Raw genomic sequence first — 14,529 nt, forward strand, 5'->3', positions numbered from 1 at the left:
GTCAGGGTCGGGTAGTTTACTGCCCTTGGCCCAGCATTGAGGGGATCCCTGCATTCCTTGAAGTTTTGAGAGGGAGGGCTACAAAACCCCTCCTGAAAATGAATTAGAGTGAGATCACACCGGAAGGACGAGTCCATTATGCACCTGAGTGACATCACTCATCCCAACCAGCTCCGAAACCTGAACCTGAGCCAGTTGCGCAGCCTAGCCCGCCAGATTCGCGACAAACATCTGCAGACGGCTGCCAATTCCCCGGTCGGCTGTCATCTGGGGCCAGGGCTGGGGGTGGTGGAGCTGACCTTGGCCCTCTACAAGACCCTCGATCTGGATCGAGACAAGGTGATCTGGGATGTGGGGCACCAGGCTTATGCCCACAAAATGCTCACCGGCAGGTACCACAATTTCCACACATTGCGCCAGAAGGGGGGGATTTCCGGCTACCTGAAGCGCAGCGAGAGCCGCTTCGATCACTTTGGGGCGGGGCACGCTTCCACCAGCATCTCGGCAGCTTTGGGCATGGCCATCGCTCGGGATCGGCGGGGAGACAACTTCAAGGTGGTGGCCATCATTGGGGATGGTGCCCTGACCGGAGGCATGGCCTATGAAGCCATCAACCACGCCGGGCACCTGCCCAAGACCAACCTAATGGTGGTGCTCAACGACAACGGCATGTCTATTTCCCCCAATGTGGGGGCGATCCCTCGCTATTTAAACCGCCTGCGCCTCAGCCCGCCGGTGCAGTTTTTGGCCGACAGCCTAGAAGAGCAACTGAAGAACCTGCCCCTACTGGGATCCAGCCTCAGCCCGGAAATTGACCGCCTCAAGGAAACGGTGAAGCTGGTTACCGCCGTGCAAAACAACAAGGCAGGCATCATCTTTGAGGAGCTGGGCTTTACCTACGTGGGTCCGGTGGACGGGCATAACCTGGCGGAATTGTTGGATGCCTTTGAGTTGGCCCACGGCATCTCCGGGCCGGTGCTGGTGCATGTGGCCACCGTCAAAGGCAAGGGCTACCCGCCTGCCGAAGCGGAACAGGTGGGGTATCATGCCCAATCCCGCTTCGACCTGGCCACCGGCAAGCCCTACCCGCCCACCAAGCCTAAGCCCCCCAGCTACAGCAAGGTCTTTGGCCATGCCCTCTGCAAGCTGGCCGAGCGGGATCCTCGCATCATCGGCATCACCGCCGCTATGGATACGGGCACTGGCCTGGATAAGCTCAAGGAAAAGCTGCCGGATCAGTTTGTGGATGTGGGGATCGCCGAGCAGCACGCTGTAACGTTGGCGGCTGGCATGGCCTGTGAGGGGATGCGCCCGGTGGTGGCCATTTATTCCACCTTCTTGCAGCGGGCCTACGACCAGATCATCCACGATGTCTGTATCCAAAAGTTGCCGGTCTTCTTTTGCTTGGATCGGGCGGGAGTTGTAGGAGCCGATGGCCCCACCCACCAAGGCATGTACGACATCGCCTATCTGCGCTGCATTCCGGAAATGGTGCTAATGGCTCCCAAAGATGAAGCGGAGCTACAGCGCATGGTGGTGACCGGGATCCAGTACACCCAGGGCCCCATCGCCATGCGTTACCCGCGCGGATCGGGTGTAGGGGTGCCTCTGGCAGAAGAGGGATGGGAACCCCTGCCCATCGGCAAAGCCGAGGTGTTGCGCAGCGGCGGCGAGGTGCTGATCCTGGCCTATGGGTCGATGGTGCATCCCAGCCTGCAGGCGGCGGAGATCTTGAAAGAACACGGCATCTCAGCCACGGTGGTCAATGCCCGCTTCGCCAAGCCTCTGGATACTGAGCTGATCCTGCCTTTGGCCGAACAGAGCCGCTTGGTGGTGACGGTGGAAGAAGGTTGCCTCATGGGTGGGTTTGGCTCGGCAGTGGCCGAAGCCCTGCTCGACGCCGACCTGGCAGTGCCCTTGTTGCGCCTGGGGGTGCCGGATGTGTGGGTGGAGCACGCCACCCCCGAGGAATCCTTGGCAGAACTGGGCTTGAACAGTGCCGGGATTGCCGAGCGGATTCGGGCCAAGTTTCAGGCACGAGTTCTCAAGGGATCCCCTGCAGAACTTCCCACTGTCAATTCCTAAATCTATCCTGAATCTATTCTGAGAGGCCCATCCGCCGGTTGAACTGCTCGATAGCGGCTTGCTGCAGAGCTTCTGCAACAGGGCGGGTGCGCAGGAGGATCTGCACATCTCGCAGCAGGTTTTCTCGCCACAGGTTCTCCCGCAACACCTGCAGGCGGGCGTAGTTGGGATCCAAGCGCATGGCCTTTGCCCCCAGTTCCTCAGCTCGTTCGGTTTCTCCCCGAATGTAGAGGGCAGTCGCCAGGGCCAAATAGGGCTCTGCCACAGAGTCGTTCATCTCTATCGTGCGTTCCCAGCGATCGATGGCGGCGTCGAGATCCCCCTGCTCATAGTCCACCAAGCCCATGTTGTTCATGGCCGGCCAATAGGCGGGATCCAACTCCAAGGTCTTCTCATATTCCTGCCGGGCCGCATCCCACCGATCCAGCATGAGGTAGGCATTGCCCAGTTGGAAGCGAGCGTTGGGGTTATCCGGTTGCAGGGCCACAGCTCGTTCCAGGGTTTCAGCAGCGGCAAAGTAGCTGCCCTGCCGCAAATAAGCCGATCCCAGCGAGTAGAGAACAGCCCCATCTTGAGGAGACAGGGCGCGGGCCTTCTGCAACGAGGCAATCGCCTGCTCCAAGTCCCCCAGTTCTAGGTGGACGTTGCCCAAAACATAGAGCAGCTCTGAGGAGTTGGGCACCATGGCCACGGCCAGTTGCAGGCGGCGCAGCGCTTCTTCCGTTTGACCAAACTGGGCCAGCCGCAGCGAGTCGGTGGCCAGTTGTAGCGCTTGGGCCTGCATCAAGCCCCCATTGGGCAGAGGGACGTGCAGCAACACCTGGGCCTGGGCAGAGCTCCACCCTCCCATCCCCAACACAACTGCCAGGCCCACCGACAAGGCTCGCCAGGGCCGGACGGATAACCGAAACAACAGTGGCGGCATGATACCCACGCAATAAACAGGCCATGCCCATGTTAGCTGCAACAGCCGGGGATCCCTACGTCTTGGTGTTCTCTTCTGCAGCGGCCATTTGAAAGGGCTCTTGAGCTGCTCATGCTCTTCTGCCTGTTGCTGAGGGTGCCCCGGCTTACACAGAGGTGGATAGGCCATGGTTTACCAGCCGAGAGCAGCCAAATCAGAGGCGCCGCCACCGCCGCCCCGATTGGGTGAGCAGATCTTCGGCAGCCTTTGGCCCCCAAGTGCCGGCCTCATAGGTGAACAGAGGCGGTGCAGCACCGCCGCCATTGCCGCTGCCGGGCTCAGACTCCCAGGCCGATAACACCGGCGTCACCACCCGCCAGGCCGCTTCAACCTCATCGGCACGGGTAAACAGCGTTGGATCCCCCAACAGACAATCCAGGAGCAGGCGATCATAAGCATCCGGTGTACTCGCTCCAAAGGCAGTCCCATAGCGGAAATCCATATCCACCGAGCGGGTGCGGATCTCTGGCCCCGGCATCTTGGCCTCAAAGCGCAACGAGATGCCCTCATTGGGTTGGATGCGCAGTACCAGGATGTTGGGACTCACCTCCCGAGCTGCCGATTGGAACAGGGAAAGGGGCACCTGCTTAAAGTGAATGGCCACCTCCGAAACCTTCTTGGGCAGGCGTTTCCCAGTGCGCAAGTAGAAGGGCACCCCCTTCCACCGCCAAGTATCACACTCCAGTTTCAGAGCGACGTAGGTGGGGGTTTTGGACTGGGGATTGACATTGGGCTCCTGCCGATAGCCCAGCACCGGCTTGCCGGCAATCCAGCCAGGGCCGTACTGCGCCCGCACCGCTGCGGCTGCCACATTGCGGGGATCCGCTAGGCGGGTGGCCTGCAGCACCTTGGTCTTTTCGTTGCGCACCCCATCGCTGCGCAGTGAGACAGGTGGCTCCATGGCCGTCAGGCAATAGATCTGCATTAGGTGGTTTTGCACCATGTCTCGCAGGGCGCCGGCAGTGTCGTAGTAGCCGGCCCGATCCTCCACCCCCACCGTCTCCGCCACGGTGATCTGCACATGGTCGATGTAGTTGCGGTTCCAGAGGGGCTCGAAAATGGCGTTGGCAAAGCGGAAGACCAGCAGGTTTTGCACCGTCTCTTTGCCCAAGTAGTGATCAATGCGGTAGATCTGCTCTTCCTGGCAAATTCGCTGCACAAGGCGGTTGAGTTCCTGGGCCGAGGTGAGGTCGTGGCCAAAGGGCTTTTCGATCACCACCCGCGTTTTGGTCGGATCGGCCACCATGCCAGCTGCCCCCAGCTGTTGGATGGCCTGGGCATAGAAGTCCGGCGCCACCGCCAGATAGAACACTCGGTTGCCGCGGGTGCCCCGCTCTTCGTCCAGCTGGCTGAGCAGCTGCTTTAGGCGCAGATAGCTCTCAGCATCTCCGATATCGAGGCGGCAATAGAACAGGCGGCTGGCGAAGTCCTGCCAGAGGGCCTCCGGCCCCAAGTCCTGGGGGGCAAACTCCTGCACGGCAGCCCGCATCTTTTCCCGATAAACCTCGTGAGTCCAATCGCGGCGGGCCACCCCCACCAAAGTAAACTCCGGCGGCAGCCGCCGCTGCCCAAACAGCCGGTAGTAGGCCGGGAGCAGCTTGCGGGCGGCCAGATCCCCAGAAGCGCCAAACTGCACCACAATGCAGGGATCCGGGGTGCGTTCTTGGTTGAGACCAACGCGAAGGGGGTTTTCTGCCAGGGTTACCATAGGCCAGCTTGGCTCAAAGAGAAGGATTGGGAAGAACCTAGGGCACCAGAGAACCCTCTAGGCAGCGCAGCACTTCTTCCACGTTCTCGCGGCTGCCGATGATAAGGGGCACCCGTTGGTGGAGAGATTGGGGGACGATGTCTAGGATGGCCTCGGTGCCAGTGGTGGCCGCCCCGCCCGCCTGCTCGGCCAGAAAAGCCAGGGGGTTGGCCTCGTACATCAGGCGCAGCTTGCCCTCCGGTTTTTTCTGGGTGCCGGGATAGAGGTAAACTCCGCCCTGCAGGAGAATGCGGTGAAAATCCGCCACCAGAGCGCCGCTGTAACGGGAGATATAGCCATCGCGGCGGTGAACATACCGGACATAGTTCTGGATCCCTTCGCTCCAGTGGCAGAAATAGCCCTCGTTGAGGCTGTAGACGGAGCCGCGTTCAGGAATGCGGATGTCGCTGCGGGAGAGGATAAATTCCCCCAAGCTGGGATCCAACGTAAAACCGTGTACCCCCTTGCCGACGGAATAGACCAATTGGGTGCTGGGGCCGTAGAGAATATATCCCGCAGCCAGTTGGCGACGGCCCGGTTGCAGCAGGTCTTGGTTGTCCGCTTCCGGGCGATCCTCAAGAGGGTGAAGGACGGAGAAGATAGAGCCGACGCTGAGGTTGGCGTCAATGTTGGAGGATCCATCCAGGGGATCGATCATCAGGGCCAAGCGGCTGAGGGAGCAGTTTTCCGGCAGGCGAGCCGGGGTTTTCATCTCTTCCGAGACCAGCCGACACACCAGGCCCGTTTGCTCCAAAGCGCGAATGAAGGCCCGGTTGGCATAGTCATCCATCTGTTGCTGTTCTTCCCCTTGGACATTGAGGCTGCCGGTAACCCCCAGCGCCCCTTCGATCAGTCCTGCCTGACTCAGCCGCCGGGCGATCATCTTGCCGGCCAGGGCAATGCGGTTCATCAGGGCGCTGAAGTCTTGGGCCTCTGCCGTAAAACTGCCAAACTGCTGTAAAACATGACGGGAGAGGGTGAGCACATCCCGCGACATCTCCCGTGAGGACTCTGTCCCGCCAACGCGGTCGGCGCTGCTGGGCACTGCAGGCGAGGGGAGAGGAGAGCTGAGAACCATACGAGGCTTCGCCAACACGAAGGGGAAACACCAACACCCAGGATCCCTGGCCCCCATGTCTTGACTCGGTCTCGCTAACGCGATTGGAACCTGGGATCCCTTCTATTAGGTAGGCTGGCCGATCCTCGGCGCAGGTGCAGACAACTTACAGAGTTGCTTCAGATTTGGTTTGGATCCCTCTTTCCGGGAAAGCTCATGTTCCCCCGAAGAAACGCGGTAGGATGAGTTCTACCCCTTTTCTCCTCTCCCTACTTCGTCCCGGTTTCCTCTTGCAATGATGGCCAATTCCCCTTTCCCGCTGCGCAGCCAAGTGGTTACCCAGGGAGTACAGCGCTCCCCCAACCGCGCCATGCTCAGGGCCGTAGGCTTTCGCGACGAAGACTTCGGCAAGCCCATTGTCGGCATTGCCAACGCCCACAGCACCATCACCCCCTGCAACATCGGGATCCAAACTCTGGCGGAGCGGGCGGAGGCGGCTCTGAAGGCAGCGGGCTGTATGCCCCAGGTGTTCGGCACCATCACCATCAGCGATGGCATTTCCATGGGCACGGAGGGGATGAAATACTCGCTGGTGTCGCGGGAAGTGATTGCCGATTCCATCGAGACGGTGGTCAACGGCCAGAGCATGGATGGCCTCTTGGCCATTGGCGGCTGCGACAAGAATATGCCGGGGGCGATGATCGCCATGGCCCGCCTCAATGTACCCTCGATCTTCGTCTACGGCGGCACCATCAAGCCGGGTCACTACAATGGCCGCGACCTCACCATCGTCAGCGCCTTTGAAGCGGTGGGGGAGTTCAGTGCCGGGCGCATCTCCGAGGAAGAGCTGCTGGCGGTGGAGCGCCATGCCTGTCCCGGTGCCGGATCCTGCGGCGGCATGTACACGGCCAACACCATGTCCAGCGCGTTTGAGGCCATGGGCATGAGCCTGCCCTACTCTTCCACGATGGCGGCAGAGGACGAAGAGAAAGCCGAAAGCGCTGCCCAATCGGCCAAGGTCTTGGCTGAGGCCATCCAAGCCAATATCCGACCCCGGGACATCATCACCCGCCAGAGCATTGAGAACGCCATCTCGGTCATCATGGCGGTAGGGGGATCCACCAACGCCGTGCTCCACTTTTTGGCCATTGCCCACGCAGCAGAAGTGCCCCTGACGCTGGATGACTTCGAGACCATCCGCGCCCGCGTGCCCGTCCTCTGCGACCTCAAGCCTTCAGGCCGGTTTGTTGCCACCGATCTGCACCGGGCCGGCGGGATCCCCCAAGTAATGAAGATCTTGCTCAACCACGGCCTGCTGCACGGCGACTGCCTCACCATCTCCGGCCAGACGATTGCCGAGGTTTTGCGGGACGTGCCCGACGAGCCCAGCCCCGACCAAGAGGTCATCCGCCCCTGGCACAGCCCCCTTTACCCCCAAGGGCATCTGGCCATCCTCAAGGGGAATCTGGCTCCCGAAGGAGCAGTAGCCAAGATTACCGGCGTCAAGAACCCGAAAATTACCGGGCCGGCGCGGGTCTTCGATTCAGAGGAGTCCTGCCTGCAGGCCATCCTCTCCGGCCAGATCCGAGCAGGGGATGTGGTGGTCATCCGCTACGAAGGCCCCAAAGGTGGCCCCGGCATGCGGGAGATGCTCTCGCCCACTTCGGCCATCATCGGCGCCGGCTTGGGGGATAGCGTTGGCCTGATCACCGATGGCCGCTTCTCCGGCGGCACCTACGGCATGGTAGTGGGCCATGTGGCTCCCGAAGCCTATGTGGGGGGCACGATTGCCCTGGTGGAGGAAGGGGATCTCATCACCATTGATGCCCCGGCTCGCCAGTTGCACTTGCATGTGAGCGAAGAAGAGCTGGCCCGCCGCCGCGCCCGCTGGTCTCCTCCTGAGCCTCGCTACAAACGGGGCACCCTAGCCAAGTACGCCAAGCTGGTCTCCAGCAGCAGCCTGGGGGCAGTGACGGATTTAAACCTGTGGGATTAATTCCTCGTAGCCCTGGCGTCTCAACCTAACCTGAAGCGACTATGAGTGCGAGAAAGCGGCAGAGAGAAGGGATCCCTGCCGCTGGGTTTTATGGGCTGACGGCCTCAGAGACAACTAGGTACCGATGATCCCGCCGTCATTTTTGGTGATCACCACCACCGCCGAGCGGGGGTAGAGATTGGGGTCGTAGTCTGGCCAGCGGGAATTGACCTTGCCGGCAGCAAAGTCGTCCTCGCTGGTGCTGGCGCCTGGGTGCTGCACGTTGATGAACATGGTGCGCTGATCGGGAGTGGTGACCACACCGGTGATCTCCTGCCCAATCGGCCCGGTCAAGAAGCGGCGAATTTCCCCTGTATCCGGATCGGCAGCCAACATTTGGTTATTGCCAAAAGGAGCAAAATCCCCTTGGTTGAGATTGCTTTCGCTGGTGTCGGTCTGGATCCAGAGGCGACGGCTGGCATCGAACCACAGACCATCGGGAGAGTTGAAGATGTTATCTGCATTGAGGGGTTGACCTGATAGGGTGCGGCTATCTTCAGGCGGCCCGGCCAAGACAAAGAGATCCCACTCGAAACGGGTGGCTTGAGGCCGGTCGTTGGCTTCCTTCCAACGGATGATGTGACCCCACTTGTTTTTGGGACGGGGGTTGGCAGCGTTCACCTGGTCTTGTTCCCGACGGCTGTTGTTGGTCAGGGTGAAGTAGACCATGCGGGTTTGCGGATCCACCGCTCCCCACTCAGGCCGGTCCATTTTAGTAGCACCGACAAAATCCGCCGCCGTGCGGGTATTCACCAACACATCTGCTTGGCTGGTGAAGCCGTTTTCCGGGGTTAGACCGTTTTTCCCAAACACCAGCGGCAGCCACTCCCCTGTGCCATCTTCGTTGAACTTGGCCACATACAGGGTGCCATTGTCCAACAGATGTCCACCCGCCGTTTCCTTGCGGTAGGGCTCGGCAGAGACGTACTTGTAGATGTACTCAAAGCGGGCATCATCCCCCATATAGGCCACAATCGGCTGGCCTTCCACCGGCGGCTGAAACACCACGCCTTCGTGGGCGAAGCGGCCCAGAGCGGTGCGCTTCTTAGGAGTGCTGCTGGGATCAAAGGGATCGATCTCCACCACCCAGCCAAAGGTGTTGGGCTCATTGCGGTAGTCTTGAGTGGCATCCGCAGCGGTGGGGGTGGCATTGAAGCGGATGAACTCGTCCGCCTTGTTGCTGGCCAGCTCCCAGCCGTAGCGGGAAGTCTCGGTGCTCACGCCGTAGCGCTTGTGCTCCCGGGGCAGGTTGGGCTTTTGGTCGGGGCCTTTGCTGGTGTTGCTGAAGTAGTCCGCCCAGTTCTCCTCACAAGTAAGGTAGGTATTCCAGGGAGTGACGCCGTGGGCGCAGTTGTTCAGGGTGCCACGGGTCATCGTGCCTTCGGGGCTGAACTTGGTTTTCACAAAGTCGGATCCCCGCACTGGCCCTTGGATCTCCATGAGGGTAAGACCGGTGATGCGGCGGTTGAGGCGATCCCGCACCACTTCCCAACTGCCGTCTCCCTGCTGCTTGATGTGGACAATGCTCACCCCGTGGCCATTCAGCTCTTTCAGCACCTGGTCGGGATCGCGGCTGCCGTCAGGATTGGTGGGATACAAGTCGGAATCCAGCTTTTGGCCCACAGCCGCAGCATGCATAAACCGAGGCTCGACGTACTCGTGGTTAAACACCAGCAAACCCTCGGTGGAGCTGCCCTGCCAGGGATCCTTCCCGTCAATGGGGAAGAAGTGCATGCCATCGTGGTGGCTGCCCACCTGCATTCCCTGCTCGGCACCGGTGTTTTCCAGCTTGAACTGTGGATAGGTGCCGGTGATGGGAGTACCCCAAGCCAGCAGCGGTCGGGCAGTGTAGCCTTCGGGCACCACCAGTTTGTCTTCCGCGCTCACAGGAATTGCCTTGAAGCCCAGCAAAGCACTGCCACTGGCGGCTTTTGCCGATTTGGAAGCACCGTTCAGCGCAGGCAAGCCAAAAAAGGTGGCCACCGCTGCAGCAATTCCCCCCTGCAACACTTGACGCCGCTGCAAACGGCTCTCCAGGATGCTGCTGAAGGTGGGGTTGGGAGAGTGGTTACACATAGGCTCGTCTCCAGGACGAAGCTTAGGGCCATGCGAATGGATACTCACGTTGACTTCTCCTCTTGTCTTGACAAGTTTTGTTTAGAAACTTGGCGAGTCTTATAAAACAGCACCTAACCCCTGCGCTACTCTATTCGCGCATGAGGATAGGCACTACAAAGTTAGTGGCTTGAAGTTAAGAGAAGACTAAGCTCAGATTAAGCCTTGCAAGTGTAAACAATTTCTTTAGATTGAAGCAGCAGTTTCTTAATCATTTGTTGCAACGAGAAGAAGACTTGGTTTAAGTCAATTAGATCAAGTGCCAATAAAGTAGTCTGCAGTCCTTAGAATTGCGATTCTTATGCGATTCTTAGAGGTCTTTTCGTAACCTAGAGAACAAATACACCCCATCTTGGTGGTACAGAAGCTGGAATTGAGTTTCCTTCTGTAAAGCTTCAATCAGGACACGGGAAAACTCTGGAGTGCTGCGCCACCCCGGATGACGGGTGTTGAGCAACACATAATCAAAGGGATCCCACTGAGAGGGCGGGGATCCATTGAAGCGGCCCTCGTCTGTAAAGTAGATTACAGGTCGCTGGGTGAGGTGAGGGCTGATCTCGTGGGTGGTGAGGACGCCCCCTTGGGTGGTGATCTGGGCAAGAGCCTGTCGGGTTGCCTGCCAAGTGTCCAGGGAGCTGAGATAAATCGAGCCGAAAAAGGTGTATTTCCCTAAGGCCAAAAAGGCCAGCGAAGACCAGATCAGGGGCAGTTTTCCATCTTTTATAAAATGGCTCTGGAAGAGGTGATTTTTCACATTCTCGATGACAGCTAAGAACAAGAAAGGAACGATAGGCAAAGCGTACTGATGCACCAGATCTCGATAGGCGGGGTTGCTGGAGAGTATATTCAAACCCAGGGTAGGCAGGGCAGGGATCCAGGGATCCCAGTGTCGCCAAGAGAGGCCCCAAGCCAAAGGCGCAACCAATAAAAATCCATAAAACAGGGTGTCCAGGGAGAAGACTTTGCTCAAAACCAGCATCGGTCTCAAGATTAAACCTTGAACAATTTCCGCAACAGAATTCCCTAGATAGTCGTAATGAGAAACGGCTGCCGGCTCGCTGCCGCTGAAGTGAGGAATGACCCCAAAAGTGGCTATCCCAAACCAAGCTGATCCTGCTGCAATTGCCGTCCAGCCGCCCACTTGGCAGCGCCATTGCCAGCGTTCTTGAATTCGTCCTCTTTCCCAAAGCAACAGCCAGGCTCCCAGGGCGACAACATTGAGAGACAACACTGCTTTACAGCCGAGGATGCCGCTCAAACAGAGAAGGAACCCCCACAATTTTCCAGAGCGAATGCAGAGCACAGCCGCCAAGAAAAGGGGAACGGCCAAAACCTCTGGATGAAAATCAAAAAGGTTGGCGTTAAAAATGGCCGGATAGAGAAGATAGGCTGTGGCAATCACCATCACTTGGCCGGGATCGACCTTGGCCTGAAGTGCAAGGTGATAAATAGCCAATGCTCCCAAGGTTAACGCCAGGGATTGGAGCCCAAACAGCCAATAGACCGAGGGGACAATGCGGTACAAAAAGCTGATGGGATAGAGAATAAAGGCTGCGTGGTCTCCCAAGATGTGGATCCCTCGAATGGTCGAAAACGGAACCTCTCCCCGACTGATTAGATAGATGGATTGGTCGAAGATGCCAAGATCATATCCTCCAGACTGAAACAGGTGATGCCGGACAACACTACAGCCAAAGAGAATGAAGAAATTAAAAATCATGATTGCCAGCAGAAGTGGAGGCAGAGGACGATCCTTCATAAGAACTAGGGCTTTTGATTTATAGATCTTGGCAAGGTAACTTTATCGCTTTTCTCAGCCTTGCGTGACATCCTAGCGAGATCTGGATTCGGCAGAGGCTCCGCCGCAATTCCGGACATTTCTCTTTCCTCGGGAGTATGAGGAATGGCTCAAGCTTGTTGGAGATAACGATACAGATGAGTTAGGACTGGTTACGACAAGAGGGTGTGATTTGGCCCAAGATGGCAGCATGTCTTGCCCCAGTTGCTTCCGGTAAATTGTTGGTCTTACCTTGCCAGGTTTTATAGGCCAATACCGCGAAGGCAAGGGCCTCTTTGGCCTTAGAAGGGATCCCCACTTGGTCGGAAGTCAACAGGGTTGTGGTCGGCAGTTGCTCCTGCAGCAGTTGCATGAGAACAGGGTTTTGGGTGCCGCCACCGCTGAGAATAACTTGATCTGGGGTCGCGGGCAAAAAGTCCCTATAGGCTTGGGCAATGGAGCAGGCTGTGAACCCCGTGAGGGTGGCAATACAGTCGTGAGCAGATATAAATTGGGTCCAAATTTGCTCCAAATAAAGGGATCCAAAATACTCTCTGCCAGTGGTTTTGGGCGGTGCCTTTTGAAAATAGGGATCCCGCATCCATTCTGCAACTTTTTCCCAGTGGACTTGGCCTTGGGCAGCCCATTTTCCATCGCGATCAAAGGCTTGTTGTCCTTGGCTGGCCCGCATCACCGCCAAATCAATCAAAACATTGCCGGGGCCGGTGTCGAAGGCCAAGGGGGATCCCCCACTGCAGAGGCTGGGGAGATAGGTGAGGTTGGCAATGCCGCCGATGTTTTGGGCCACACGATGAAGGTGGGGATGCCTCAACAGCAGCCAATCCACAAAAGCTACCAAAGGTGCGCCTTGACCTCCTGCCGCCATGTCCCGCGCCCGAAAATTGCTCACCACCGGGATCCCGGTCAGCTCGGCAATCACCGCAGCTTCACCGATTTGCAAAGTCGAAGCTTCTGGCCCACCGGGGTTATGCCAAAGGGTTTGACCATGGCTGCCGATGAGATCGATCTGTTGGGGGGTGAGATGGGCCGCTTGGATCCCTTGCAAGGCCGCTGCCGCAAAAGCTCGACCCAAGCGAAAGTTCAAGGTGCAGATGTGATCTACCGTGCCGGTTTTGGGATTCGCAGCCCGCAAAATCTCTGCCCGCAGCGTCGGGGAATAGGGGATTGTTTGGAAATGTATCAACTCCCACTGTAGGGAATCGTCGCCCTCGATGCGGACGATGGCTACATCGATCCCGTCTACAGAGGTGCCCGACATTAAGCCAATGACAATCATTTTGCTGGCGGCTCAACCAGAGGCTTGAGAAGGTCTAAAGTTTTGCCCCCTTTCCCCTTCCCCTTTTTAGGATACAGGCAGGGTATCCAGAGCTACCGTGTGGGGGACTATGAGTGAAGCCATCCGCTACGACCTTCTTTTGGTGGGGGGAAGCTCCTCCAACTTGATCTTGGCCCACCGCCTTTTGGATCTGGCCAAGCTCTCTGGGCTGAAAATCTCTATTGCCATTTTGGAAAAAGCCCGCCAATTCGGCGGTCACATCGTCAGTGGCGCCATCTGCAACCTCCAAGTGATCGCCAAGCTCTTCCCCGATTTTGAAAGCCAAGGATTTCCCCACGAAGGCCGGGTGGAAGCCAATCACTTGAGCGTGCTGGGATCCCAACAGCGCTGGGATCTGCCGGAAGCGGTGATCCCGCCGGGATTTCGCAAGCAGGGGCAGTTCATTCTCACCCTCAGCCACGTCATCCGTTGGCTGGCCGAAACCCTGCAGGAAAAAGCCAAAGGGATCCCGAACGTTACCCTGGATGTGTTCCCCGGCTTTGCCGCCCATGAAATCCTCTACGAGGGGGAGCGGGTGATTGGGGTGCGGGCGAGCGATTCCGGCCAAGTTTACGAAGATTGCATCTTTGCCGAACTCACCTGTTTCGGCGACAAAGGCTTCATTTCCAAAGATCTCATCGAGAAGTTTCAACTGCGCCCCAACCCGCAACTGTGGTCGGTGGGGGTCAAAGAGGTGTGGCAGATCCCCCAGTCCCTGCAGGGGCAGGTGTGGCATACCTTGGGCTACCCGGTTTTGGATGGCAGCTTCAGCGGGGGCTTTGTCTATGGCCTCAAAGACAATCGCCTGGCCTTAGGTCTGATCATCGGCCTCGACAGCAAGAACCCCAACCTCAACCCCCAGCAACGTCTGCAGGAGTTCAAGGCTCACCCCTGGATCCAGTCCCTAATTGCTGGCGGCAGGTTGCTCAAATATGGGGCTGCCGTGATTCCCGAAGGGGGCTACCACAGCCTGCCCACCCGGTTTGGCGTTGAGGGAGCCCTGCTGTTGGGGGATGCGCTGGGGGTGTTGGATGTGGGCAGCTTGGCCGGGGTGGATAATGCCATGGAAACCGGCTATCTGGCGGCGGGCCTCATTCACGATGGCTTCTTGAAAGGGGATCTGCGCATCCAGGCCGACTACCAAAGGGCGGTGATGGAAAGTGCGGTGGGGCAAAACCTCTACCGCAGTCGCTATTTCCGCGAGGCTTTTCTGGAGAACTCCCGCTTGCTGGAAGAATACTTGCCTCAGGTGTGCCGCAGCGTCGATGCCGGCCATCCCTGGCTGGGATCCCTGCGCTGGGGTTTACAGGATCCCGTTCGCCGCGGACGAGAAACTCTGCGCGCCTACACCCTGCTCACCGGGCGGGTCAGCCCCAGCGAGCCACCCCCGCGAGGCTATGTGGCCCCCCACGC

Annotated in this window: 9 protein-coding genes; 3 read left to right on the forward strand and 6 right to left on the reverse strand. The window is 58.5% G+C overall.

What is annotated here, in order from left to right:
- Positions 1–138: 138 nt before the first annotated feature.
- The gene (dxs, locus tag NW819_RS02805; RefSeq protein WP_011433570.1) at positions 139–2,085 is read left to right on the forward strand and encodes a 1-deoxy-D-xylulose-5-phosphate synthase; all 1,947 of its coding nucleotides are present in this window, start codon (positions 139–141) and stop codon (positions 2,083–2,085) included.
- A 13-nt stretch (positions 2,086–2,098) separates the two neighbouring features.
- Here dxs and NW819_RS02810 read toward each other — a convergent pair whose 3' ends face one another.
- From NW819_RS02810 to fbp, 3 genes are all read right to left on the reverse strand, one after another.
- On the reverse strand, positions 2,099–3,010 hold the full coding sequence (locus NW819_RS02810) for a tetratricopeptide repeat protein (RefSeq protein WP_414412820.1): 912 nt from the start codon (positions 3,008–3,010) through the stop codon (positions 2,099–2,101).
- Between the two features lie 193 nt (positions 3,011–3,203).
- Complete coding sequence (gene zwf, locus NW819_RS02815) at positions 3,204–4,757, reverse strand: glucose-6-phosphate dehydrogenase (protein WP_011433572.1); 1,554 nt, start codon at positions 4,755–4,757, stop codon at positions 3,204–3,206.
- Between the two features lie 37 nt (positions 4,758–4,794).
- Positions 4,795–5,793: a class 1 fructose-bisphosphatase gene (gene fbp, locus NW819_RS02820; protein ID WP_414412825.1), complete on the reverse strand. Its 999-nt coding sequence runs from the start codon at positions 5,791–5,793 to the stop codon at positions 4,795–4,797.
- Between the two features lie 358 nt (positions 5,794–6,151).
- Here fbp and ilvD point away from each other — a divergent pair, with 358 nt between their 5' ends.
- Positions 6,152–7,849, forward strand: coding sequence for a dihydroxy-acid dehydratase (ilvD, locus tag NW819_RS02825; protein WP_414412826.1), 1,698 nt, complete (start codon positions 6,152–6,154; stop codon positions 7,847–7,849).
- Between the two features lie 114 nt (positions 7,850–7,963).
- On the opposite strand, the gene NW819_RS02830 is transcribed toward ilvD, so the two are convergent.
- From NW819_RS02830 to NW819_RS02840, 3 genes are all read right to left on the reverse strand, one after another.
- Positions 7,964–9,964 carry a PhoX family protein gene (locus tag NW819_RS02830; protein WP_414412821.1) on the reverse strand — a complete coding sequence of 667 codons (2,001 nt, stop codon included), beginning with the start codon at positions 9,962–9,964 and terminating at the stop codon, positions 7,964–7,966.
- 349 nt (positions 9,965–10,313) lie between these two features.
- Positions 10,314–11,762: a DUF2079 domain-containing protein gene (locus NW819_RS02835; RefSeq protein ID WP_414412822.1), complete on the reverse strand. Its 1,449-nt coding sequence runs from the start codon at positions 11,760–11,762 to the stop codon at positions 10,314–10,316.
- A gap of 181 nt (positions 11,763–11,943) precedes the next feature.
- The gene (locus NW819_RS02840; protein WP_414412823.1) at positions 11,944–13,077 is read right to left on the reverse strand and encodes an anhydro-N-acetylmuramic acid kinase; all 1,134 of its coding nucleotides are present in this window, start codon (positions 13,075–13,077) and stop codon (positions 11,944–11,946) included.
- Between the two features lie 109 nt (positions 13,078–13,186).
- On the opposite strand from NW819_RS02840, the gene NW819_RS02845 reads away from it, so the two are divergent.
- Positions 13,187–14,529, forward strand: a 1,343-nt coding sequence (locus NW819_RS02845; RefSeq protein ID WP_414412824.1) for an electron transfer flavoprotein, incomplete at its 3' end; no start/stop codon positions are given.

The sequence above is a fragment of the Synechococcus sp. R8-2 genome (assembly GCF_047461715.1).
GTDB lineage: Bacteria > Cyanobacteriota > Cyanobacteriia > Thermostichales > Thermostichaceae > Thermostichus.